This is a genomic window from Brevundimonas sp. GW821-FHT12C05, from assembly GCF_058807475.1.
In genome coordinates, this window is the sequence record NZ_JBXAQS010000001.1 from 402,351 (window position 1) to 426,292 (window position 23,942).

22 protein-coding genes and 1 tRNA gene are annotated in these 23,942 nt (G+C 67.5%); 11 read left to right on the plus strand and 12 right to left on the minus strand.

Going from position 1 to position 23,942, the window contains the following annotated elements:
* Positions 1 to 62 precede the first annotated feature (62 nt).
* The 5 genes from AC1RRF_RS01955 to AC1RRF_RS01975 form a co-directional block, all read right to left on the minus strand.
* On the minus strand, positions 63 to 1,592 hold the full coding sequence (locus AC1RRF_RS01955; protein ID WP_492832307.1) for a UbiD family decarboxylase: 1,530 nt from the start codon (positions 1,590 to 1,592) through the stop codon (positions 63 to 65).
* A gap of 8 nt (positions 1,593 to 1,600) precedes the next feature.
* Positions 1,601 to 2,245, minus strand: coding sequence for a Pr6Pr family membrane protein (locus tag AC1RRF_RS01960; RefSeq protein WP_492832309.1), 645 nt, complete (start codon positions 2,243 to 2,245; stop codon positions 1,601 to 1,603).
* A complete protein-coding gene (locus AC1RRF_RS01965) occupies positions 2,245 to 2,493 on the minus strand; it encodes a helix-turn-helix domain-containing protein (RefSeq protein ID WP_492832311.1) in 249 nt (82 codons plus the stop codon). Before AC1RRF_RS01965 ends, AC1RRF_RS01960 begins: the two co-directional genes overlap by 1 nt.
* 80 nt (positions 2,494 to 2,573) lie before the next feature.
* Positions 2,574 to 3,425 (minus strand): aldo/keto reductase, encoded by an 852-nt coding sequence (locus tag AC1RRF_RS01970; RefSeq protein WP_492832313.1) that lies wholly within the window; start codon positions 3,423 to 3,425, stop codon positions 2,574 to 2,576.
* A gap of 25 nt (positions 3,426 to 3,450) precedes the next feature.
* Complete coding sequence (locus AC1RRF_RS01975; protein ID WP_492832315.1) at positions 3,451 to 4,335, minus strand: alpha/beta hydrolase family protein; 885 nt, start codon at positions 4,333 to 4,335, stop codon at positions 3,451 to 3,453.
* A gap of 126 nt (positions 4,336 to 4,461) precedes the next feature.
* Here AC1RRF_RS01975 and AC1RRF_RS01980 point away from each other — a divergent pair, with 126 nt between their 5' ends.
* The 3 genes from AC1RRF_RS01980 to AC1RRF_RS01990 all read left to right on the plus strand — a co-directional run bounded on the left by AC1RRF_RS01980 (position 4,462) and on the right by AC1RRF_RS01990 (position 6,327).
* The gene (locus tag AC1RRF_RS01980; RefSeq protein WP_291838985.1) at positions 4,462 to 4,698 is read left to right on the plus strand and encodes a DUF3297 family protein; all 237 of its coding nucleotides are present in this window, start codon (positions 4,462 to 4,464) and stop codon (positions 4,696 to 4,698) included.
* A 104-nt stretch (positions 4,699 to 4,802) separates the two neighbouring features.
* On the plus strand, positions 4,803 to 6,230 hold the full coding sequence (locus AC1RRF_RS01985; protein WP_492832317.1) for a M20/M25/M40 family metallo-hydrolase: 1,428 nt from the start codon (positions 4,803 to 4,805) through the stop codon (positions 6,228 to 6,230).
* Positions 6,231 to 6,244: 14 nt separating this feature from the next.
* Positions 6,245 to 6,327, plus strand: a tRNA-Leu gene (locus tag AC1RRF_RS01990).
* An 8-nt stretch (positions 6,328 to 6,335) separates the two neighbouring features.
* Here the strand turns inward: AC1RRF_RS01990 and AC1RRF_RS01995 are convergent.
* Entirely contained in the window at positions 6,336 to 7,301 is a 966-nt protein-coding gene (locus tag AC1RRF_RS01995) for an SDR family NAD(P)-dependent oxidoreductase (protein ID WP_492832319.1), read from the minus strand.
* A 134-nt stretch (positions 7,302 to 7,435) separates the two neighbouring features.
* Between AC1RRF_RS01995 and AC1RRF_RS02000 the strand changes: the two genes are divergently transcribed.
* From AC1RRF_RS02000 to AC1RRF_RS02020, 5 genes are all read left to right on the plus strand, one after another.
* Positions 7,436 to 8,458 carry an NAD(P)H-dependent amine dehydrogenase family protein gene (locus tag AC1RRF_RS02000; RefSeq protein ID WP_492832321.1) on the plus strand — a complete coding sequence of 341 codons (1,023 nt, stop codon included), beginning with the start codon at positions 7,436 to 7,438 and terminating at the stop codon, positions 8,456 to 8,458.
* Between the two features lie 74 nt (positions 8,459 to 8,532).
* Positions 8,533 to 9,063: a nuclear transport factor 2 family protein gene (locus AC1RRF_RS02005; protein ID WP_492832323.1), complete on the plus strand. Its 531-nt coding sequence runs from the start codon at positions 8,533 to 8,535 to the stop codon at positions 9,061 to 9,063.
* Between the two features lie 9 nt (positions 9,064 to 9,072).
* Positions 9,073 to 9,831, plus strand: a complete 759-nt coding sequence (locus AC1RRF_RS02010; RefSeq protein WP_492832325.1) for an SDR family oxidoreductase — start codon at positions 9,073 to 9,075, stop codon at positions 9,829 to 9,831.
* 29 nt (positions 9,832 to 9,860) lie between these two features.
* Positions 9,861 to 10,697: a DUF1295 domain-containing protein gene (locus AC1RRF_RS02015; RefSeq protein WP_492832327.1), complete on the plus strand. Its 837-nt coding sequence runs from the start codon at positions 9,861 to 9,863 to the stop codon at positions 10,695 to 10,697.
* 23 nt (positions 10,698 to 10,720) lie between these two features.
* The gene (locus AC1RRF_RS02020) at positions 10,721 to 12,199 is read left to right on the plus strand and encodes an AMP-binding protein (RefSeq protein ID WP_492832329.1); all 1,479 of its coding nucleotides are present in this window, start codon (positions 10,721 to 10,723) and stop codon (positions 12,197 to 12,199) included.
* Between the two features lie 3 nt (positions 12,200 to 12,202).
* Here the strand turns inward: AC1RRF_RS02020 and AC1RRF_RS02025 are convergent, their stop codons facing one another.
* The 5 genes from AC1RRF_RS02025 to AC1RRF_RS02045 all read right to left on the minus strand — a co-directional run bounded on the left by AC1RRF_RS02025 (position 12,203) and on the right by AC1RRF_RS02045 (position 17,054).
* Positions 12,203 to 12,577, minus strand: a complete 375-nt coding sequence (locus AC1RRF_RS02025) for a nuclear transport factor 2 family protein (RefSeq protein WP_492832331.1) — start codon at positions 12,575 to 12,577, stop codon at positions 12,203 to 12,205.
* Positions 12,574 to 12,975 carry a nuclear transport factor 2 family protein gene (locus AC1RRF_RS02030; RefSeq protein ID WP_291832716.1) on the minus strand — a complete coding sequence of 134 codons (402 nt, stop codon included), beginning with the start codon at positions 12,973 to 12,975 and terminating at the stop codon, positions 12,574 to 12,576. Before AC1RRF_RS02030 ends, AC1RRF_RS02025 begins: the two co-directional genes overlap by 4 nt.
* Before the next feature lie 116 nt (positions 12,976 to 13,091).
* Entirely contained in the window at positions 13,092 to 14,033 is a 942-nt protein-coding gene (locus AC1RRF_RS02035; protein WP_492832333.1) for a winged helix-turn-helix transcriptional regulator, read from the minus strand.
* Between the two features lie 31 nt (positions 14,034 to 14,064).
* A complete protein-coding gene (locus AC1RRF_RS02040; protein WP_492832335.1) occupies positions 14,065 to 15,693 on the minus strand; it encodes an AMP-binding protein in 1,629 nt (542 codons plus the stop codon).
* A complete protein-coding gene (locus AC1RRF_RS02045) occupies positions 15,690 to 17,054 on the minus strand; it encodes a spinster family MFS transporter (RefSeq protein WP_492832337.1) in 1,365 nt (454 codons plus the stop codon). Before AC1RRF_RS02045 ends, AC1RRF_RS02040 begins: the two co-directional genes overlap by 4 nt.
* A gap of 374 nt (positions 17,055 to 17,428) precedes the next feature.
* Here AC1RRF_RS02045 and AC1RRF_RS02050 point away from each other — a divergent pair, with 374 nt between their 5' ends.
* Positions 17,429 to 19,762: a TonB-dependent receptor gene (locus tag AC1RRF_RS02050; RefSeq protein WP_492832339.1), complete on the plus strand. Its 2,334-nt coding sequence runs from the start codon at positions 17,429 to 17,431 to the stop codon at positions 19,760 to 19,762.
* A gap of 69 nt (positions 19,763 to 19,831) precedes the next feature.
* On the opposite strand, the gene AC1RRF_RS02055 is transcribed toward AC1RRF_RS02050, so the two are convergent.
* A complete protein-coding gene (locus AC1RRF_RS02055) occupies positions 19,832 to 21,019 on the minus strand; it encodes an acyl-CoA dehydrogenase family protein (protein WP_492832341.1) in 1,188 nt (395 codons plus the stop codon).
* A 135-nt stretch (positions 21,020 to 21,154) separates the two neighbouring features.
* Here AC1RRF_RS02055 and AC1RRF_RS02060 point away from each other — a divergent pair, with 135 nt between their 5' ends.
* Positions 21,155 to 22,639, plus strand: a complete 1,485-nt coding sequence (locus AC1RRF_RS02060) for a carotenoid oxygenase family protein (protein ID WP_492832343.1) — start codon at positions 21,155 to 21,157, stop codon at positions 22,637 to 22,639.
* A gap of 12 nt (positions 22,640 to 22,651) precedes the next feature.
* Complete coding sequence (locus AC1RRF_RS02065) at positions 22,652 to 23,869, plus strand: acetyl-CoA acetyltransferase (RefSeq protein ID WP_492832345.1); 1,218 nt, start codon at positions 22,652 to 22,654, stop codon at positions 23,867 to 23,869.
* Positions 23,870 to 23,942: the final 73 nt, after the last annotated feature.

The following is a 23,942-nucleotide window of genomic DNA, read 5'->3' on the forward strand; positions in this document are numbered from 1 at the left end:
TCATCTGAAAAGCGATTTTTCGACACATTCGGAAATGATCGCGTCTTCAGTGCAACAGACGGCTATTTCCAGATCGGCGTCCCGTCGCCGGGTAGCCCGAGACGGCCCCACATCTCCGATACGCGCTCGACCACGTCCGGCTCCATGCGGATCTCCTCACCCCATTCCCGCTTGGTTTCCGGCTCCCACTTGTCCGTGGCGTCCAGGCCGATCTTCGAGCCCAGTCCGCTTTCGGGGCTGGCGAAGTCCAGATAGTCGATCGGGGTGTTCTCGATCAGGGTGATGTCACGCGCCGGGTCCATCTTGGTGGAAATGGCCCACATGACCTGTTTCCAGTCGCGGGCGTCGATGTCGTCGTCCACGACGATCACCCATTTGGTGTACATGAACTGGCGCAGATAGCTCCAGACGCCCAGCATCACCCGCTTGGCGTGGCCGGGGTAGGCCTTCTTCATCGAGACCACGGCGATGCGATAGCTGCAGCCCTCGGGCGGGAGCCAGAAGTCGGTGATCTCGGGGAACTGCTGGCGCAGCAGGGGGATGAAGACCTCGTTCAGCGCCTCGCCCAGCACGCTCGGTTCGTCCGGCGGACGGCCGGTGAAGGTGGTCAGATAGATCGGGTCGCGCCGCATGGTGATGGCGGTGACCTGGAACACCGGGAAGGTCTCGACCGAGTTGTAGTAGCCGGTGTGGTCGCCGTAGGGGCCCTCGGCCGCGTGCTCGTCCAGCAGGACATGGCCTTCCAGCACGATCTCGGCGTTGGCCGGGACCATCAGCGGCACGGTCTTGCAGGGGACTAGTTCGGCCTTGGCGCCGCGCAACAGACCGGCGAACTGGTACTCCGACAGGGTGTCCGGCACCGGCGTGACCGCCGCCAGGATCGTGCCCGGATCGGCGCCGAGAACGACAGCGCAGGGCAGGGGGTCCTTCGATCCGGCCTTCTTGTGCCGGGCGTAGTGCTGGGCCCCGCCGCGATGGGCCAGCCAGCGCATGATGGCCTTGTCCTTGCCCAGCACCTGCATGCGGTAGATGCCCAGGTTGAAGTCGTCCTCGCGCGCCTCGGACGGCCCTTTGGTGACCACCAGGCCCCAGGTGATCAGCGGTGCGGGCTCGCCCGGCCAGCAGCCCTGGATGGGCAGGCTGGTCAGGTCGATCTGGTCGCCCTTCAGCACCACTTGCTGCACCGGCGCAGTCTTCACGACCTTGGGCCGCATGGCCATGACCGTCTGGGCCAGCGGCAGCATCTCCATGGCGTCGCCCAGACCGCGCGGCGGGGTCGGGTTCCTCAGGAAGGCCAGCAGTTCGCCGACCTCGCGCAGTTCGGCGGCGGTGGTGCGGCTCTTCTTCTCCAGCGTCACGCCCATGGCCACGCGCTTCACCGTGCCGAACAGATTGGCCAGGCAGGGGATGGGGCTGATCGAGCCGTCCGGCATGACCGGCTTTTCGAAGATCACCGCTGGTCCGCCGTTCCGGAGGAGACGGGTCTGGATCTCGGTCATCTCGAGGTGGGTCGAGACGGGCTCGCTGACGCGCACCAGTTCGCCCTCGGCTTCGAGGATGTCGATGAAGTCGCGCAGCGATTTGTAGGCCATGGCTTCGCTTAAGCGGCGACGCGCGTCCTGTCACGTCGTCCGATGGTGCGGTCGATCGCCACGATGATCAGGCCGACGACAAGGAACAGGGCCAGCATGGCCGTGAACCAGAAGGCCGCCTTGGCGACGCCGAGTTCCGGCAGGTTCACGAACCAGTAGGGCCACCAGTCGGAGGCGTAGCCGTGGATCACCGTCCAGACGATGTAGACCAGCGGGACCGACAGCCACTTCACCGCGTCGCTCCAGCACAGCCGGCCCTTGGGCGTGAAGATCAGCCAGTCCAGCACGAAGGCGATCGGCATGACGTAGTGGAGCAGGCCGTTCGACACGAACAGCCAGCCCTGCGGGTCCCAGACGTGGGAAAGCAGGAAATGGTAGGTCAGGCCGACCACGGCGATGAACATCGCCACCGCCGCCCGGACGCCCTCGCTCAGGCTCCAGCGGCCCAGGGCGCTGTTCGGGAACAACGCCGGGGCGGTCAGGGCCAGCGCCACGACCACATTCATCAGGACGGTGAAATAACTGAAGAAGTTCAGCGTCAGCTCGCCAATGCTCTTGCCGCTGTCGCCGGTCAGCGTCAGCCAGTATTGCAGGGCGATGGCGAACCAGCCGACCAGGGCGAAGACCGCGCGGTAGGCTCTGGCCGCCCCCATCAGTAGGCCCTCGAGTCAGACACCAGCGCCCACAGCGGCAGGCGCAGGGCGGCGGTGGCCGCGCCGATGCGCAGGCTGTCCAGGTGCGCCCGACCGGCCTCGGCGCGGCGCTCCTCTTCCGGGGTCATGTCCAGCAGGCGCGCCATATCTTCCACGCTCCAGCCGCGCTCTTCGCGCCACCGCTTCAGTCTTGCGCCGACCGCCGCGTCCGACGGATCGACGCCGGGGAAACCCAGCACCGAACCCATGGTCTTCTCCCTTGGCGCTATCGGCGCTCGCCTGCTTGAGCGCCGATACTCCCAGAGGGCGTCCTCTCAGGTGGAACGCCTCAGGCCCATTCTTCATCCCATTGGAAGGCCTTGTCGAGCCAGTCGCCGAGGCGGCCGTCCGGGCGAGCCAGCGCATGGATGCGATCCATCTCCTCGGACGACAGCTGGAAGTCGAAGATGTCGAAGCTTTCCTCGGCGCGGCTGACCTTGGTCGTGCGCGGGATGGCGATGATGTCCTGCTGGATCAGCCAGCGCAGGGTGACCTGGCCGGCGGACTTGCCGTGCGCCTTCCCGATCGCGTTCAGGGTCGGATCGTCGGCGATATTGCCCTGGGCCAGCGGCGACCAGGCGGTGATCGACGAGCCGAGCGCCTTGGCCGCCGCGATCAGCTTCGTCAGCTTCAGATAGGGGTGATACTCGACCTGGTTGGTGATCAGCTTCGCCTTGGACAGGCTCTGGGCGCGGGCGAACTCGGCTGACGGGAAGTTGGACAGGCCGATGCTGCGGGTCAGCCCTTGCTCCAGCGCCTCATTGAGCGCGCCCAGCGTCTCCTCGAACGCCGGCTCGGTCTTGGGCCAGTGGAGCAGCAGCAGGTCGGGCGTGAAGCCCAGGCTCTCGACTGACTCCTTCGCCTGCTTCAGCAGGCCGGCGCGGTCGAAGTGGGCGACCCAGATCTTGGTGGTCAGCCAGATGTCCTCGCGCTTCACATGGCCGGCGGCGATGGCGTCGCGGATGCCGTCCCCGACGGCGGCCTCGTTCTGGTAGATCCAGGCGGTGTCGATGTGGCGGTAGCCGATGCGCAGGGCCTTGGCGACCATTCGGCGCGCATCCTCGGGCGTCAGGTTCCAGGTGCCGAAGCCCAGCAGGGGGATGGTGTGGCCGTCGACGGTGATCGTGGGCTGGTCGGTCATGGGGAACGCTCCGGGAAGGGTGCGCTTACCTATGTGCGGACGGCCCGGGTTCAAGCAGCCAGTCGAACATCTGGTCCCACAAACCCTCCATCCCCTTGCGGAACGCGCCCTCGTGGCCGATCCGTTTCACGCCGAAATCGGCCGGGGCATGGACGCTCATCTCGCGCGGGGCGTTCGAGTAGATCTGCAGCAGGATCGGCGAGGTGACTGGCGTGGCGATGGGGTCGTCGGTGAAGATCCATGACCGGATCGGGGCCGTGACGGCGTCGAAATGATGGGGCTTCAGCCGGTCCTTCAACTCGTTGAGGAAATAGGGCTCTTTCAGGCACCAGCGCCGCCAGGTCTCCCAGACGCCACGCGGCAGATCGGTCCCGGCCCACAGTCCGCCGCCCTTGATATAGCCGTGCCGCGCTAGGCTCCACGGGCCGAAGCCGAACCAGAAGAACAGTTCCATCGGATTGTAGGACCGGTGGTGGCGTCCCCAGTATCCGCTGCCGACCGAGACGAAGGCGTGTTTCGCGATGCGGTCCTGGTTGGCCATGAAGCCGAGGAAATGGCCGCCGACGCTGTGGCCGACGTGGACGACCGGCAGGCCCGGCGCGGCCTCGATCAGGGCGTCCAGCGCGGCGGGCATGTCCAGACGGCCCCAGTCGACATAGTCCATCTTCATCGCCGCCAGATCGTCGGGCCGGGACCCGGCTATGCCCCGGAAATCATAGGTCAGCACCGCCGCGCCGCGGTTCGCCAGATGCCGGGCGAAGCGGTCGTAGAAGCCCTTGGGGAAGCCGGTCCCGGAACTCACCAGCACGGCCACGGTCGGCGCCGGCGCCGAGACCAGCCGCATCGCCAGCGGGTAGCCGTCGGTCGCCGGGGCGATGAAGTCGCGGATGATCAGATCGGTCGCGGCCATGGTCGGGAATTGAGTCCGTATTGATTTGCAACGAACCTAGTCGATTGACCCCGCGTCAGGTCAAGAGCTTGGAGCCGGGCGGCGGACCGGCTAAAGGCGGCGGCTGATTTGCTGAAGAGCCCCACCATGACCGACCTTCCCGACCGCCTGTCCGTCGATCCCGACAGCGCCTTCCACGACGCCGACATCCTGGCGCAGGGCATCGGCGTCCGCTTCAAGGGCGAAGAGAAGACCAATGTCGAGGAATACTGCATCTCGGAAGGCTGGGTCCGCCTGGCCGTCGGCAACCGCGTCGACCGCCGCGGCAAGGCCCTCACCGTCAAGCTGCAGGGTCCGGTCGAGGTTTGGGTCAAGGGCGAGTAGTCGCCCTTATGGCGGCAGCGGGAAAACTGCGGCCGCCGATGCTTCCCGCTCCGGAAACGGCGGTCTAGGGTCCCGGCCTCGTTGCTGAGTCCTTCGGAGCCGTCATGCGCCTGTCCGCCCGTCTTCTCGCCGCCAGCGCCCTGGCGCTGACCTTCGCCCTTCCCGCCGCGGCGCAGGACGCCGCGACCGTCCAGCGGGCCGAGCGCATCCGCGACGCGGCGCTCCAGCAGAACATCGCCCTGGACTACGTCACCCGGCTGACGACCCGCTTCGGCGCGCGTCCGGCCGGGTCGAAGTCCGAGCAGGACGCCGCCGCCTGGGCCGCCGGCTACATGCGCGAACACGGCTTCCAGAACGTGCGCATCGAGACCTTCCCCCTCGTCGGCTGGGAACGCGGCGAGGAGAGCGCCTCCATCGTCGGCGACCGTCCGCAGCGTTTGGTCGTCGCCGCCCTGGGCCACTCGCCCGGCACCAACGGCGTGATCGAGGCCGAGGTGGTGCGCTTCACCAGCCTTGAGGCCCTGAACGCCGCTCCCGCCGGCTCTCTGGCGGGCAAGATCGCCTATGTCGACGCGGGCCAGATGGTGCGCATGCAGGACGGCGCCGGCTATGGCCCCCTGACCCGCATTCGCGGCGCCGGTCCGGGCGCGGCGGCCGCCAAGGGCGCGGTGGCCTTCATCATGCGCTCGGTCGGTTCGGACGAGCACCGCATGCCGCACACCGGCACCACTCGCTACGTCGAGGGGCGCGTGCCCCTGCCGGGCTTCGCCCTTTCGGCCCCCGACGCCAGCCAGCTGTCGCGCCTGATCGCCGGCGGCGAGACCGTCCGCCTGCGCCTGTCCTCCACGGCCCACACCTATGAGACGGTGTCTCAGAACGTCGTCGGCGAGATCACCGGCGCCTCGCGCCCCAATGAGGTGATCGTGCTGGGCTCGCACATGGACAGCTGGGACCTGGGCACCGGCGCCATCGACGACGGCGCGGGCGGGGCCATCACCCTCGCCGCCGCCAAGGCCATCGCCGAAAGCGGCCGCCGCCCGGCGCGGACGGTGCGGGTGGTCCTGTACGGCTCCGAAGAAGTGTCCCAGCCGACCGACACCGGCAACGGCGGCGGCGCCTATCTGCGCGGCATCGGCGCGGCGGTGGAGCAGCACATCATCGCCGGCGAGAGCGACTTCGGCGCCGACCGCGTCTACGCCCTCGGCCTGCCGCCCGGCGCCCAGGGCTCGGACTTCGCCAAGATCGCGGGCCGGGTGCTGTATCCGATCGGCGTCCTGCCCTCGCCCGATCCCGAACTGCACGGCGGCGCCGATGTCGGTCCGCTGGCGGAGGCGGGCGTGCCGGTGTTCGGCCTGAACCAGGACGGCACCCGCTATTTCGACCTGCACCACACCGCCGACGACACCCTGGACAAGATCGATCCGGCCCAGCTGAGCCAGAACGTCGCCGCCTGGGCCGCGCTCGTCTATCTGGTCGCCGACTCCAACGTCGACTTCCGGGCCATGCGTCCGGCGACGGCGGCGGCGCACTGAGACAGAACACCGCCGCGGGCGTGGCGAAATGGTAGACGCGCCGGACTTAAAATCCGGTTCCTCTGGAGTGTCGGTTCGAGTCCGACCGCCCGCACCAACCCTCGGTCAGCCGACCAGCGTCTGCCGGTCGCGTTCTAGGAAGGCGACGATGTCCGCCGGGGTCGCCCTCGGGTTGCGCGTGTGCGGATAGGCGTGCGCGGTGCGCGGCTTGCGGTCGAACCAGATCTCGTCGACCACCTCCGGCGGACGGGTCGCGGCCAGCCAGTCGATGGTGTCGGCGCCCTCGTCGTCGTTGCGCAGGATTGGAGCCAGGATCTTGCGGAATTTGGGCAGGGAAGTCTTCACCCCCGCCGTGTCGGCCCAACCCGGATGGACCGCATAGGTCCTCGCGCCGATGTCGGCGAAGGTCGCCCGCCAGTGCTCGGTCAGCGCCACCTGGGCCCGCTTGTGGGCCGCGTAGGCGGCGAAGCCGTTGAACTTCTCTTCCGGGATGTTCAGCATCGATTTGGTCAGCGGCAGATTGTACAGGCCGCCCGAAACCACATTGATGATCGCCGCTTCCGAGGCCAGCAGGCCCTCAGCGTGCATCTGCTCGGTCAGGATGTAGTGCCCCAGCAGATTGGTGGCGTAGGAGGTCTCGAGCCCCTCGGCGGTCGCCTGGTAGGACCGCATCAGCAGGCCGACATTGTTGACCAGCACGTCGACCCGCAGGGCCGCGATCTCAGGCCGCCGGGTCAGGTCGGACACCGCCCGCATCGATGACAGATCGCAGACGACCGGAACGATTTGTCCGGACGCGCCTTTCGCCGCGGCCTGCAGCGCCTCCAGTGCGGCGACGTTGCGCCCGACCGCGTGGACCGTGGCGCCCTTGCGCACCGCCCTCAGGGTCGCCGCACGCCCCAGCCCGCCCGTCGCCCCGGTGACCAGCCAGGTCTGTCCGGAATAGTCCGCGCGCACCGGTTTGAACGGCAGGCCGCGAGCGATGTAGCCGACCCGGGTGAAGGACGGCGCGAAGCGTGCATAGAAATTCACAGATTTCATAAGGGCTTGCAGGAAGGGCAACTCAGCCATCGGATATCCTCCAAAGCGCGCTCGTCGTCGCTTTCGTAAGCATACTAATCAAGCAAGGCGGCTTGGCAACCGGCTTGCGTTTCTGGACTGATGGCGTATCGGTTCGGAATCGCAAGTCACAGGATCCGCTTCGCATGACCAGACCGATCCGCGTGATCCAGTGGGCGACCGGCTCCATGGGGCGGGCTTGCCTGCGGGCCGTGATCGACGATCCGCGCTTCGATCTGGTCGGTTTGTTCGTCTATGGCGCGGCCAAGGCCGGGCGGGACGCCGGGGACATCGCGCGGCGCGATCCGACCGGTGTGATCGCCACCCGCGCCATCGAGGACATCCTGGCGCTGGACGCCGACGTGGTGCTGCACTGTCCGATGTTGTCCGATCCCTATGACGGGCACGACGCTGACGTCCGGCGTCTGCTGGAGGCGGGCAAGAACGTCATCTCGATCAACAACTACTTCGAGCCCACGGCCCTGGGCGCCGACTATGCGGCGACCCTGTCGGAGAGCGCACTGAAGGGCGGCGCGACCCTGGCCGGAACCGGGGTGAACCCGGGCTGGGTGGCCGAGCGCATGGCGGTCCAGGCGGTGGCCCTGTGCCTGTCGCATCGCAATGTCGCGACCCGCGAAATCATTGACTGCGCGACGGTTCCCAACCCCGACTACGTCTTCGGCGCGCTCGGCTTCGGCGCCGATCCGGCGAGCATCGACCTGGTCGACGGGCCCCTGGCGCGCACCTTCGACGGCATGTTCGCCCAGAGCGTCGAGGGCCTGGCCCGGCGCATCGGCCTGACGCTGGACGGCTATCAGTCCGACCACGAACTGCGGCTCGCCGGCCGGGACCTGACGGTCGCGGCGGGGGTGATCCCGGTCGGGACGGTCGCGGCCACCACCTGGCGGGTGCACGGCCTCATCGACGGCGTCCGCCGCATCACCCACGAGGTCAACTGGATCATGGACCCGGCCGATCCGGCCTTCGCCGGCAAGCCGCACTGGCGGATCGAGGTCGACGGCCTGCCCGGGCTGAAGATCGCCATGGACCTGGTCGACACCGCGCCGGAGGGCGTGCGCACCAAGCCCGAGCAGTTCGCGGTCGCCGCCATGGTGCTGGACGCCATTCCGCGCGTGGTCGCGGCGCCGCCGGGCCTGCTCCGCCTTTGACGGCGGGTTGCCCGCTAACAAAAGTCATGTCACTTTCATTCAAAGACTAAAAAGAACGAACCGAGGAAACGACCATGGCCGACCGTGATCCCGAGGTGCAGGCGCTTCTCGACAAGAAGGCGATCGAGGAGACGCTGCTGCTGTTCCTGCGCGGCTGCGACCGCGCCGACGCGGAACTGGTCGAGCGCGCCTACTGGCCTGACGGTTGGGAGGATCACGGCGGCACCTTCAACGGCCCGGCGTCGGAATGGGTCGCCGTCGTCAAGGAACGCCTGCCCAAGGCCGGGCTGATGAACCATCTGGCCATGAACCTGGTCATCCAGCTGAAGAGCCCGACCACGGCGACGGCCGAATGCTACATCCTCACCGCCTCGCGCCTGAAGGTGAAGGGCGAGTTGTTCGACACCCGCACCCTGGCCCGCTGCGTCGACCAGATGGAAAAGCGCGGGGAGGAATGGCGGATCCTGCGCCGCACCATGTGCTGGGAGTGGAACGAGGAACACGAGATCTCGGAGACCTGGGCGCGCGGGGCGATCACCAATGATCCGACCCAACTGCGTCGCGGCGCCAAGAAGCCCGACGACATCATCTACACCGCCGCCTGAGGTCCGATCATGGAAGTTCAGGGCTGCACCGCCATCGTCACCGGCGCCAATCGCGGGATCGGCGAGGCCTTCGTCCGCGTGCTGATGCAGGAAGGGGCGGCCAGGGTCTACGCCGGCGCCCGTGATCCCGCCTCGGCGAAACATCTCGAGGATGAGTTTCCCGGCCGCGTCGTCGCGGTGCGCCTCGACGTGTCGAAGCCGGAGCAGATCACGACCGCGGCGGCCGCCTGTCCCGACGTGTCGGTCGTGGTCAACAACGCCGGGGCCTTCAACAACCAGCTCCTGATCGGCGCCGACGACCTGTCGGCCGCGCGCGAGGAGATGGAGGTCAACTATTTCGGCCCGGTCGCCATGGCCCGCGCCTTCGCCCCGATCCTCAAGGCCAACGGCGGCGGCGCGATCCTGAACGTCTTGTCGGTCGGCGGCATCCTCGCCGCGCCGAACATGGGCGGCTACAGCCCGTCCAAATTCGCCATGCGCGCCGCCGGGACCTGCATCCGCGCCGAACTGGCCGGGCAGGGCACGACCGTCACCTCGCTGATCGTCGGCTCGGTCGACACCCGCATGGCCGCGCACGTGAAGGGGGCCAAGGAGGCGCCCGAGGACGTGGCTCGGGCCGCCATGCGCGGCATCACCCGCGGCACGGATGAGATCGACACCGACCGCTTCGCCATCGAGATGCGCGCCGCCAAGGCCCGCGATCCCAAGGGGCTGGAGCGCCAGATGGCCAAGGCCGTCTTCGTCAAGGAACCGTCGACCGGCCGCTAGCGCCGGCGCCACAAGGGGAGGGAAGTTCAATGCCTGCTGTTCAGGAGATCGCCATGATCCTGGGGATCAACCTCGGGATCTGTATCGCGTCCTTCGTCATCCTCTGGGCCATCGGCTGCGCGCTGAAGGACGTCACCTTCGTCGACGCCTGGTGGGCGCTGGGGCTGGCCTTCATGGCGGTGACCACCTTCTTCCAGGCCGACGGCGCCGATGCGCGGATGCAGCTTCTGCTCGTGCTTGCCTCCATCTGGGGCCTGCGCCTGGGCCTCTACATTCTGTGGCGTTGGCGCTCGCACGGGCCCGACCGTCGCTACGTGAAGATGCTCAGCCGCGCGCAGGAGACCAAGGGCTGGAGCTTCCCCGTCGCCTCGTGGCGGCTGGTCTTCATGTTCCAGGCCCCGATCCTGTGGATCGTCAGCATGCCGGTCCAGTTGGGCCAGCTGTCGACCACGCCCGCGGCCATCGGCACGCTGGGCTGGATCGGCGCCGGCCTGGTCGTCTTCGGCATCCTGTTCGAGAGCCTGGCCGACTTCCAGCTGGTCCGCTTCAAGGCGAACAAGGCCAATGAGGGCAAGGTGCTGGACGCCGGTCTGTGGCGCTACACCCGCCACCCCAACTACTTCGGCGACCTGTGCGTCTGGTTCGGCCTGTGGGCCATCGCGGCGGAGACCGGCCTGATCGGCGTCGCCTCCATCGTCGGGCCGCTGCTCCTGCTGCTGATGTTCGTGAAATACAGCGGCGGGCCGTCCTACGAGAAGCGGTTGACCTATCAGCGCCCCGGCTATGCGGAGTATATCGCCCGCACCAGTTCCCTCATTCCCTGGCCGCCCAAACCGGCGGGGAAGGCCGCTCCGGAGGTCGGGTGAAGCGTCCAGCCACGCCACGCGTCATGTCCACCCCGGGGATCGGCGAGATGTCGCCCCGGGGCATGGGCGCCCTCCTGGACATCCAGGCGGCCCGCGATCCGGATCGCCCGGCCCTGTCCTTCGAAGGCGAGACCCAGACCCGCGCCGAGCTGGCGTCGCGGGTTAATCGCCGCGCCCGAACCCTGGCGCGGCTGGGCGTGGAGGCGGGAGACTTCGTCGCCATCGCCCTGCCCAACACCCCGGCCTTCCTCGAGCTGGCCTTCGCCGTCTGGGCCCTGGGCGCCACCCCCGCTCCCCTGTCGCACAAGCTGCCGGCGGCGGAGCTGGAAGGCATCCTCGACCTGCTGAAGCCCCGGCTGGTGATCATGGACGAGGTGGCCAAAGCCGGGGGTTGGCCCGCCTTCGCGGAAGCCGACACCTTCGACCCGGCGGCGGACGACGGTCCCCTGCCGGAGAAGATCGCGCCGCATCTGAAAGCCATCGCCTCGGGCGGGAGCACCGGCCGGCCCAAGGTCATCGTCGATATGTCGCCGGGCGTGGCCGACCCGGACAAGCCGTTGCTGGGCATGCTGCCGGACGACGACGTGCTGATGAATCCCGGGCCGCTCTATCACGCCGCCCCCTTCGGCATGACCTGCTTCGCCCTGGGGTGGGGCCTGCACGTGGTGCTGATGCCGCGCTTCGACGCCGAGGCGGCCCTGCGCCTGATCGAGCGGCACAGGGTCCGCTGGCTCTTCCAGGTGCCGACCATGATGCACCGCATCTGGGCCCTGCCGGACGAGGTGAAGGCCCGCTACGACATTTCGTCCCTGGACGCCGTCATGCACATCGCCGCGCCGTGTCCGCCGTGGCTGAAGCGCGCCTGGATCGACTGGGTCGGCCCCGAGACGGTGTGGGAGCTCTATACCGGCACCGAGGCCATGGGCGGAACGGGCATCAACGGCCTGCAGTGGCTGAGCAAGCCCGGCTCGGTCGGACGGGTCCTGCCCGGCTACGAGATGCAGGTGCTGCGCGCGGACGGCTCGCCCTGCGACGTGGACGAGGTCGGCGAGATCTTCTTCCGCCCGTTGCGGGGGCAGGGGACCACCTATCGCTACCTCGGCGCCGAGCCCAAGGCCGTGGGCGAGTTCGAGACCCTGGGCGACATGGGACGGCTGGACGCCGACGGTTATTTGTTCCTGGCCGACCGCCGCGTGGACATGATCCTGTCGGGCGGCGCCAACGTCTATCCGGCCGAGATCGAGGCGGCCATCGACGCCTTCCCGGGCGTCCAGTGCAGCGTGGTCATCGGCTTGCCGGACAACGATCTGGGCCAGCGCGTCCACGCCATCGTCGAGACGGCGGACGGGCGGTTGGACGAGGCGGCGCTGACCGCCTTCCTCGCCGAACGCATCGCCCGCTACAAGCAGCCGCGCAGCTTCGAGGCGACCGCCGAAAGGCTCCGCGACGACGCCGGCAAGGTGCGTCGCGGAGCCCTCAGAGCCGAACGGATCGAGACCTAGGTCTCATCCCGTCGCGGCCGGGTCCTTCATCTGGAAATAGTCGCGCCAGGCGGTGATCTTCCCGTTCGGCCCGAACTCGATGATGCCCATGTAGGGGTGGGACACCTTCACGCCGTCGGCGTTGACATAGTCTTCGCGACCCTCGGTCAGGACCTGGGTCTCGTTCTGCGCCCAGCTGGACAGGACCCACTCCGTCTCGGAGTGGTTGGCCCAGTACCGGGTGATGAATTTGTCGACCCACTCGACCCCGATCAGGGGGCGGGTGCCGACGTGATAGTGGTACTCGATGGCGGGGTCGAAGAAGTCCAGGAACGCCGCCTTGTCGCGACGCCCCGAGACCTCCATCAGCGCCCGCAGGCGCTCGATCGGCGTGCTCACGCGGAAGCCTTGGCGGCGTCCGGCTTGGCCGGGGCGTGCACCTGCGAGGTGTCATAATAATCGCGCATGCGGCGGATCAGGCCGTCGCGGACCTCGAAGACCTGGACGAAGGGATTGTCCATCTTCACCCCGGTCGAGCGGTCGACCAGGACTTCCATGCCTTCCACGAACAGCACCTCTCCGGCCTCGGCCGAGTGCACGATCCGCCATTCCTGCTGATCAAAGCCCTGCTCATAGTTGGCCAGGAATTTTCGCATCTTGTCCTTGCCGATGGCGGGACGTTTGGTGGGGTGCCAGTGGTACTCGATGTCGTCGGACAGGGTGGCGATGAAGCCCTCCACGTCGCGCTTCTTCCACGCGGCCATCATGGCCTCGACCACCTTCATATGTTCGCCCATGGCGTCGCTCCCGTTCTTGTCGTTGGAAGAACGCTAGGACGATAAGTTTGCTTATGCAAGCGACGCGAAGGACGCTTTCAAACCCGAACTTTCACGTCCGGGTGATCGGCGGCCGGTCAGGTGATCGTGTGGCCCTTGCCGGGCTTCAACAGCACGTCGGCCATCTTCAGCCGTCCCTTGCAACAGCTGCAGTCGACCTCGCTGCTCAGGGCCGCGCCGCACTCATGCCGGATGCGCACGGGTGGTCCCGCCTTGTCCCTCAGCCAGGCGTCGGCCCAGGTCAGCATGGTCAGGGCGTGGGGATACAGATCCAGCCCCTTCTTGGTCAGCCGGTACTCGTACCGGGGCGGGGTGATCTCATAGAGCCGCCGCTCGAAGATGCCCGCGTTCTCCAGCGTGCGCAGCCGGTCGGTCAGGATGTTGGACGCGATGCCCAGCATGTTCTGCATCTCGTCGAAGCGGTGGATGCCGAAATACTGGACGCTGACCACCAAGCCGGTCCAGCGGTCGCCCAGCAGGTCAACCAGCTCCAGCACCGGCGTCGTGTCGGTCGGCTGGCGCTTGCGGTGCATGCGCTGGACGGGAAGCTTCTCCATCCCCTGACCCGGGCCGGGCACGAAGCTGCAGCTGCGCAGCGTCAGCAGTTCGCCGCAGGCGGTGCAGCGCACCTCGGGCAGCATGGGCTTGCCGCAGACCTCGTGGATGAAGACCGTCGGCGCGCGGCGTCCGGCCACGCCCCAGCGCACGCCCCAGCCCCACATCAGGATCATGCTGTCGAACAGGTCCAGCCCGCGCGGCGTCAGGTGGTAGGCCATGCGCGCGCCCTCGTCCTTGTGCGGGCGCTTCTCGAGGATGTCGTGCCGCTCCAGCGATTGCAGCCGGCTGGACAGGGTGCTGCGGGCGCCGCCCAGCCGCTCGTGGAACTCCTCGAACCGCGTGGCCCCGAGGAAGGCCTCCTGAACGATCAGCAGGCTCCATCGGTCGCCGAGCGCGTTCAGCGCCCGGTTCAGGGAACTCTTGGGAACCAGCCGGGTCTTCGTCGCGCTTTGGGAAGCCATGGCTTGTCTTAGCGGTCTCGCCGAACGGGATTCAAGCTGTGGTGAGTTTCTGTCTGCGGACCGTCAGTCCGGCGGCCTCCCGATCGAAGGTCTCCGGCGTGATTCCTTCCGCCCTCAAACCCGTCTTCTGAATCTTGTTGGTGGGCGTCTTGGGTAGCTCCGCCTCGACCCGCACATAGCGTGGCACCATGAAGTGGGTCATGCGTGGGATCAGGTATTCGATCAGTTCCTTCGGATCGATGGTCGCGCCCGGGACCGGGGCGACCGTCACCATCACCTCCTGCTCCCCGCCCGGCAAATCGACGCCATAGGCGGCCGCCTCGCGCACGGCGGGATGGCCGCAAACCTCGATCTCGATCTCCAGCGACGACATGTTCTCGCCCCGCCGCCGGATGGCGTCCTTCTTGCGGTCGATGAAGAAGAAGCAGCCCTCGGCGTCGCGACGCATCAGGTCGCCGGTGTGGAACCAGCCGTTGCGCCACGCCTCCGCCGTCGCCTCCGGGTCGCCCAGATAGCCGTGGCTCAGGGTCCACGGGCTGTCAGCCCGGATGACCAGTTCACCGGGTTCGCCGTGCGGAACCTCATTGTCGAAGGCGTCGACGATGCGGCACTCCATGCCCTCGCGCGCCCGGCCGCAGCTGCGCATCACCGTCTCGTTGACCGCGCAGATCAGCGGCCCCGAAACCTCGGTCATGTTGAAGCCCGAGATGTAGTCGAAGCCGAACCGCTCGGCGAGCGCGACCGTGTCCTCGGTGATCGGGGCCAGGGTCACCATCCGCAACGGGTTGTCCCGGTCGTCCGGCCTGGGCGGCTCCTTCATCAGGAAGGCGGTCAGGGCGCCGATCAGGCCGCTGCACACGGTCGATTCCGTCTCGCGGATCACGTCCCAGAAGCGTCGGGTGTCGAAGGCCTCGAACAGGGCCACCGAGCCGCCGCAGGCGACCGCCGCCGTGATCGCGGCGATGCCGCCGACGTGGAACATGGGCAGGTTGACCAGCATCCGGTCGCCGCCGTGCATGTAGCCGTAGGTGACCTTGCCGGTCGTCCACTCCTGCACATAGGAGGTCAGCACCGCCTTGGACGGACCGGTCGTGCCGGACGTGAAGATGATGACGGGCGTGTCCCACGGATCGGACTCGACCCGGGCATAGGCCGAGGCGTCTCCGATCAGGGCGGCGGCGGGCTCGACCGCGACACCCAGGTCGACCGGTCCGGTCGTCTCGCCGGTCAGGATCAGCCCCTCGACCGCGCCGAGCGACAGGCCCTCCAGCCGCTCCACCAGGTCGGGATGGACGATCAACAGCCGGGCGCCGGTCTTGCCGACCGCATGCTCCAGCAGCTTGCCGCGGAAGCTGGTGTTGATCGGGGCGAGAGCCGCGCCCGCATAGTTGGCGCCGAACCATGACCGCACCAGCGCCGCCGAATTGGGGGCCCAGGCCGCGACGATGTCGCCCTTCTTCACCCCGCGCGCCTGCAGGGCGGCGGCGGTCTCCAACGCCTTCAGCCGGGTCTCGGCCCAGGTCCAGGTCTCGCCGGTCTCATAGCGAATGAAGACCTTGTCCGGCGTCTCGGCGGCGTAGCGGTCCAGCAGGCGCGGGATCACGCATTCGTCCGCCGTCGGCGGCGTCGGGTCGAACCAGGGAAGCTTCAGGCCGCTCACGAGGCGTCTCTCTGCCATTCCTCGGCCTCATCCACGCTGGCGCGGAAATGGGGCAGGGTCTTGATCAGGATGGCCGAGGCCAGGGTGATGCAGACGCCGCTGACGATGGCGAGGGAGGTGCCGATGTGCTTGGGGCCGCCCAGCAGGCTGTCGCTGATCGCCGCCACGATCGTCGGGCCGCCGGCCAACGAGATCAGGTTGCCGATCAGGAAGTAGATGGCCGTCACCTGGGCCCGGAATTGGTTGGGCGACACCGATTGCAGCGAGGTCGCCGGCAGGCTGTTCATCACCCCGGCGAAGAAACTGAAGCCCGCCAGCGAGGCGATGGTCAAGGTCGCGGTGGGCATCAGGGGCGTGGCGATGGCGAAGGGGATGCTGCACACCAGACCGATGATGGCGGCGAACAACGGCGCGTCCTTGCGTCCGCGCGCGGCCAGGAAGTCGCTCAGCCAGCCGCCGACCAGGACGCCGGGTGTCGCCGCCAGCAGCAGGATGGCGCCGTAGGCGAAGCCGACCTGTGACGCGCTCCAGCCATGCGTCCGGATCAGAACCGCCGGGATCCAGGCCAGGTAGGAGATGCCGGCGATGCCGAAGATCGAGAAGCCGATGATCATGGCGTAGAAGGTCTTCTTGCGCGCCCACATGAACTTCAGCACGCCGGCGTTCTTGTCAGCCTTGACCAGTCCGTGCCGGGGCGGCTCGCGCACGATCAGGAACAGGGCGGCGATCAGCAGGCCGGGCAGGCCGACCAGGACGAAGGTCTGCTGCCACGGCGCCAGCGTCCCCACCAGCGGCAGCTCCAAGGCTCCGTGCCGAGCGATCATGTCGATCGCGCCGCCGCCGATCATCAGCGCTAGCCCGGCGCCGATGTAGGGGCCCATCGAATAGACCGCGAGCGCGCGGGCCCGCATGCGGGGCGGGAAGTAGTCCGAGATCATCGAATAGGCGGCCGGTGACAGCGCGGCCTCCCCGATGCCGACCCCCACCCGCGCGGCGAACAGGGCCCAGAAGCTGTTGGCCAGACCGCAGGCGACGGTCATCATGCTCCAGATCACAATGCCGAAGAAGATGATCCAGCGACGGCTGCCCCGGTCGGCCAGCCGGGCCAAGGGGACCCCCATCAGGGTGTAGAACAGCGAGAAGGCCAGGCCCGCCAGCAAACTGAACTGGGTGTCCGAGATATTCAGGTCGGCGCGGATCGGCTCGACGAGAAGGCTCAGGATCTGACGGTCGATGAAGCTGGAGGTATAGGCCACCATCAGGGCCGCGACCGCGAACCAGCCCCACCCCGGATGGGGCCAGACGCGGGGCTTGGGCGGGGTCGCCGCGACGGCGGCTTCAGGGGACGTCGTACTGGTCATCGGCGAGGTCCGGTCCATCAATCAATCTAAAGATGAAAGTGACTTGCCGATCCGACCCCGGCGGGCGGGTGGATTCCGGCAAGCGATTTCGCGGTCCGCGGAAACGGGCCGGGCTGTTCGCTGTGACGTGTGACCGATGTTTCCATGGGTCCGCCTCAACTCCCTGTTATACCGCCGGTTTTCCGGTCTGGTTGGCGTCGCTTGGGGTTTGGATTTTCGGTCTTGCGAACGAGTTCCAGGGCCCTGTGACAGCCTTAACCCAATCAAGCACAGATGTTGGTCTGATTACAAAAGCTATTTGACAGTCTCGTTCTGCAAGTTACACCTAGCACTGAAGCACCTCGGCTAAACGGGGGCTCATGGGAGGATAGGGCGTGACCATTCGAGGTTCCATCAGCGTATCCGCATTGCTTCTGGCCGCATCTCTCGGCGCATCGCCGGCATGGGCCCAGACTGCTCCGCAAACACCGTCGCAGGACACTGCGACCCAGATCGATGACGTCATCGTCACCGCGACCAAGCGGGAAGAGCGGCTCATCGACGTGCCCGTGGCCGTCACCGCCATCGGCGCCCAGCAGCTTCAGAACTCCGGCGTCTCGGACATCCGGGAACTGACCGGCCTGGCGCCGAGCGTGCAGTTCCAGACCCCGGGCGGCGGCGCGGACTCGTCGATCCGCATCCGCGGCATCGGCACCACCTCCACCAACCCGGGCCTGGAGTCCTCGGTCGGGGTGGTGATCGACGGCGTGACCCGCGCCCGGACCGGCGTGGCCCTGTCCGAGCTCGGCGATCTGGAGCGGATCGAAGTCCTGCGCGGACCGCAGGGCACCCTGTTCGGCCGCAACACCTCCTCGGGCCTGATCAACATCGTCACCCGGACGCCCAGCTTCGCCGGCGTCGAGGGCCGCCTTGAAGGCACCTACGGCGACTTCTCCAACATGCGCGTGGCCGGCGCCGTCAATCTCCCCCTTTCGGACAACGCCGCCCTCCGGGTGGAAGCCAGTTCGGAAACCCGCGACGGCTTCTATCCGGACGCCAACAGCCAGGAGACCCTGGACAACCTGGATCGTCAGTTCATCCGGGCCAAGCTCCGCTACGAGCCGACCGACACCCTGCGTTGGATGTTCAGCGCCGACTACACCAACCGCGAAGAGAACTGCTGCGTCGCCGTGCTGGCCATCGCCGGCCCGACCTATGGACTGGTGAACAGCCTGTCCGCCGCGCGGGGGCAGATCGGCTACACCAGCACCAATCCCTTCGACCGGCAGGCGTCCAAGACCGTCGGGCGGGTCAACTCCGAGAACATCGTCGACTGGGGTCTGTCGGCCCAGGCCGACTGGGACCTCGGCTGGGCCAACCTGACCTCGGTCACGGCCTACCGCAGCTGGGAAGCCTCGCGTTCGCAGGACTTCGACCATTCGGGCGCCGACCTGGGCTTCTTCGCCCCGGACGGTCTGCACCAGAATTTCGACGTCTTCACCCAGGAACTGCGCCTGCAGGGCACGCACGGCATGCTCGACTGGCTGGTCGGGGCCTACTATTCGGATGAGGATGTCCGCAACGACTCCGCCTACCGCATGGGCGCCGACTACCCGCTGATCTACGGCGGCGCCGCCACCTTCCAGGCCTCGACCCTGGCCGCCTTCAGGCCCGGCGACGGCGCGCGGGGCGTGGGAGAGCAGAACGGCCGGGACATCTCGGTCTTCACTCACAACATCTTCAACATCACCGACCAGCTCAGCGTCACCGCCGGCCTGCGCTACACCAACAACAAGAAGTCGATCGACTTCTGGGGGCAGAACTTCAACCCCGCCTGCGACAGCGCCGTGGCGACCGGCGACGCGCCGGGCATCACCCGCTTCTGCGCGCCCTTCTGGGACACGCGGATGAACCCGGCGGGCGACACCGACTCGCGCAGCGAAGACGCCTTCACCGGCACCTTCAATGTGGCCTATGAGTTCGCTCCGAACGTGAACGGCTATGTCTCCTATTCGCGGGGCTACAAGTCGGGCGGCTACAACTTCGACCGCGCCGGCTTCACCACCCCGGCGACGCCGAACGCTCGGGATCTGGCCTTCTCGGAAGAGACGGTGGACGCCTATGAGGTCGGCCTGAAGACCGAGTTCTTCGACCGCCGCCTGATCGCCAACATGGCGGTCTTCCATCAGACCTTCTCGGGCTTCCAGCTGATCGAGTACACGGGCGTCAACTTCGTCGTCCGCAGCCTGGAAGAGGCGGTGACCAAGGGCGCCGAGATCGAGGTGACCTGGCGGCCGATGGACGGCCTGACGATCACCAACGGCCTCAGCTACACGGACGCCTACTATCCGGTCAGCCCCGGCAACTCGACCTATTCCGGCAAGGAGATGGAGCAGTCGCCGGACTGGGTGAACGTGACCTCAGTCACCTATGAGTTCCCGATCTCGGGCGACCTGACCGGCGTGGCCTATGTCGACAACCGCTACAGCTCCGAGTTCTTCACCGGCGGGTTCGACCCGAACCGCGTGCAGGAGGCCTTCTCGGTGGCCAACGCCCGCTTCTCGCTGCGGCATGAGGGCGGCGATTGGGCGGTGGACCTGTGGGCCCGCAACGTCTTCGACAAGGATTACTATCGCCGCATCATTCCGGCCACGTTCCAGGCCGGTTCGTACTCGGCCTTCCTCGGCGATCCCCGCACTTACGGGATCACCCTGCGGCGGAACTTCTGAGACTTCTGAAGCGACTGCGTTTTCCTGAAAACTTGGCCCCGCCGATCCGTCGGCGGGGCCTCTTCTTGTTTAGAATCCCATCTGCTTGGCGGCGAGGTCGCGCAGAATCTCCTCGGAGCCGCCGCCGATGACGAAGATGCGGGCCTCGCGATAGATGCGCTCGACGCGGTTGTCGCCGGTGTAGGCGCGGCCGCCGAGGACCTGCAGGCTTTCGCGGGCGCAGTGCTCCAGGGTGGTCGTGGCCTGCACCTTGAGCAGGGCCAGGTCGGCCACCGGCGCTTCGCCGCGCTGGAAGCGCCAGACCAGGATGTCGAGGAAGGCGTAGGCCGCCTTCAGGCGCTGGATCATCTCCACGATCTTGTGGCGCATCGACTGGTGGTCGATCAGCCGCTTGCCGAAGGTCTGGCGCTCGCGGGCGAAGGCGATCGCTTCGGCGATGCAGGTGCGGGCCATGGCGAGCGTCGCCGAGATGCCGCTGAAGCGCTCGATGTTGAACTGGCTGGCCAGCCCGGCGAAGCCGCGGTTCTCGGTCCCGATCAGGTTGGAGACGGGGACCTCGACATTGTCGAACTGAAGCCAGCCGTTGTTGCGGTTGTACCATTGGAGGCCGGGCACGGGTCCGCGGGTGACGCCGGGCCGGTCGGTCTCGATCAGCAGCATGGACAGGCCGCCCATACCGGGGCCGCCGGTGCGGACGGCGGTCAGCAGGAAGTCGGCCTTCATGGCGCCCGAGATCAGGGTCTTGCCGCCGTTGACGACGAAGACGTCGCCGCGGCGCTCGGCCGTGGTGGTGAAGCCCGAGACGTCGGAGCCGCCGCCGGGCTCGGTGACCGCAAAGGCGATCTTCTTCTGACCGGCCAGCACGGGGCGAGCGACGCGGTCCAGCATCTCAGGCGTCCCGCCGTTGATGATCGGCGGCAGGGCGATCCAGGGCGTGGCCAGGTCGGCGAAGACGACGCCGGAGCCCAGGCGGAAGAACTCCTCGGCGTAGATGATGCGGTGGTACAGGTCGACGTCCTCTCCGGTCCCGCCCAGGTCCTCGCGGAAGCCCATGCCGGAGATGCCGGCCTTGGCCGCCTCGACATAGAGGCTGTCGGGGAAGTCGGAGGCGGCGTCCCAGTCCTTGAGGTGGGGCGCGATATGGCCGTCCACGAAGCCGCGCAGCTGGGCCCGCCAGGCGTCATGCTCGGGCGTCAGGAAGGGGCTGGGCGGCCGCAGGCCGTCAAAGTCCAGCGCCGGAAACACGTGATCCGCCATAGTCCTGTTCTCCCTGTCCGCGCCATTCGCGGCGTCGCTTTCGAATTGATACTAAAAGCCCTCGCCAACGACGACAAGGATGGTATTCTAACGCAACCCACTATGTTCCGGGCGAGCGCCCGCAAGGAGTGATCGATGGGCTTTGAACCGTTCAAGGCGACGCTGCAGCCGAACGAGCATCCCTACATGACCGGCGCCTGGACGCCGCAGCATGAGGAGTTCACGGCCGAGGACATGCCGGTGATCGGGACCATCCCCACTGACATCGACGGCGTCTATGTGCGCAACACCGAGAACCCGGTGCACGAGCCGATCGGCCGCTATCACCCGTTCGACGGCGACGGCATGATCCACACCATGGTGCTGCGGGACGGCAAGGCCGCCTATCGCAACCGGTTCGTGCGCACCAAGGGCTTCATGGCCGAACAGGCGGCGGGACGGGCGCTGTGGGCCGGGCTGGCCGAGCATCCGTCGCTGTCGGAGCTGCCGGGCTGGGGCGCCCACGGCGGGCTGAAGGATTCGTCCTCGACCGACGTCATCATCCATGCCGGGGCGATCCTCTCGACCTTCTACCAATGCGGCGAGGGATACCGCCTCGACCCCTATACGATGGAGCAGTTGCCGAGCGCCGACTGGTGTCCGCCCGAAGGCATTTCGGCCCACCCCAAGGTGGACGAGAAGACCGGCGAGCTGCTGTTCTTCAACTACTCCAAGACCGCGCCCCACATGCACTACGGCGTGGTCGGGCCGGACAACAAGCTGAAGCATTTCACGCCCGTGCCGCTACCGGGCGCGCGCCTGCCGCACGACATGGCCTTCACGACCAACTATTCGATCCTCAACGACTTCCCGCTGTTCTGGGAAGAGGACCTGCTGCCCAAGGGCATCCACGCGGCGCGGTTCCACGCCGACATGAAGTCGCGCTTCGGCATCATTCCGCGCTTCGGCGGAGCCGAGGACGTGCGCTGGTTCGAGGCCGACGCGACCTATGTGCTGCACTTCCTCAACGCCTGGGAGGATGGGGACGAGATCGTCATGGACGGCTATTTCCAGGACAATCCGGTGCCCAAGACGAGCCCGGACGCCTGGCCGGGTCATGAGCGGATCATGACCTTCCTGGACCAGAACATGCTTCAACCGAAGCTGCACCGCTGGCGCTTCAACCTGAAGACCGGCGCGACGGCCGAGACGCGGCTGGACGACCGGGTGCTGGAGTTCGGCGTCATCAACAACCAGTTCGCCGGCGTGAAATACAAATACGCCTACAGCGCCGTGTCCAAGCCCGGCTGGTTCCTGTTCACCGGCCTGGTCAAGCACGACATGGACACGGGCGAGAGCTGGACCGTCGACTTCGGTCCGGAGCGCTACGGCTCGGAGCCCGGCTTCGCCCCGCGCATCGGCGCGACGGAGGAGGACGACGGTTATCTGATCACCTATGTCACCGACATGATCGAGAACCGGTCGGAGTGCGTGATCTATGATGCGCGCAAGCCGGCCGAGGGGCCGGTGGCGCGGATCATCCTGCCGGGCCGGATGTCCAGCGGGACCCACGCGACCTGGTCGCAAGGCGAAACCATCCGCGCGTCGCAGGCCACGTGGGCCGCGCAGGCGGCGGCGTAAGGGAGCGGACGCATGACCTACATCCTGGGTGGCTGGCAGTCGGACTTCGCGCGCAACTACGCCCGCGAGGGCCTCGAGATCGGCGACGGCTTCGCGGAGGCCGTGCACGGCGCCCTGGCGGAGACGGGGCTGGATCCGGAAGACATCGACGTCGGCCACGTCGGCAATTTCGTCGGCGACCTGTTCACCGGCCAGGGCATGCTGGGCGGCTTCTTCGCCATGGCGGACGAGCGGTTCACCGGCATGCCGGCGTCGCGGCACGAAGCAGCCTGCGCCTCGGGCAGCCTGGCCGTGCTGGCCGCCGCCGCCGACATCGAGAGCGGCCGCTACGGCACGGCCCTGGTGCTGGGCATGGAGATGATGCGCAACGTCCCGGGCGTGACGGCGGCCGAGCATCTGGGCGCCGCCGCCTGGGCCGGGCACGAGTATCTGGACGCGACCTATCCGTGGCCGCGCGCCTTCTCGGACCTGACCGAGGAATACGACCGCCGCTACGGCATCGACGAACAGCATCTGCGCCGAATTGCGCAGATCAATTTCGCCAACGCCAAAAACAACAAAAACGCCCAAACCAGAAAATACGAATTCACCGCCGCCAGCTTCAGCAATGACGACGAGGCCAATCCGGTGATCGAGGGGCGGGTGCGCAAGACCGATTGCGGCCAGGTGACGGACGGCGCCGCCGCCATCGTCCTGGCTTCGCCCGAACGGGCGGCGGAGTATGCGCGGGCGCGGGGTATTCCGCTGGAGAGCCTGCCCCGGATCAAGGGCTGGGGTCACCGCTGCGCGCCCATCGACTATGGCCGCAAGATCAGGGCCAGCGAGGGCCAGTCCTATGTCTTCCCGCAGGTGAAGCGGGCCATCGACGACGCCCGCGCCCGGGCTGGCCTGGACCTGTCGGGCATCGACGCGGTGGAGACCCACGACTGCTTCTCGATGACCGAATACATGGCCATCGACCACCTGGGCCTGACCGCGCCGGGCGAGAGCTGGAAGGCGATCGAGGCGGGCGACATCGAGATGGGTGGCAAGCTGCCGATCAATCCCTCGGGCGGCCTGATCGGCTGCGGTCACCCGGTCGGGGCGACCGGGGTGCGGATGGCGCTGGACGCCTTCAAGCAGACCACGGGCACAGCGGGCGACATGCAGGTCGAGGGCGCCAGGACGGTGCAGACCCTGAACATCGGCGGCTCGACCACGACGACGGTCAGCCTGGTGATCGGGACCTGACGGCCGGACGGTCGAAAACACCGTCCGAAGCGTCCGAAGCGTCCGGATAGAGTTGCGCGCCGGGGTGAGCATT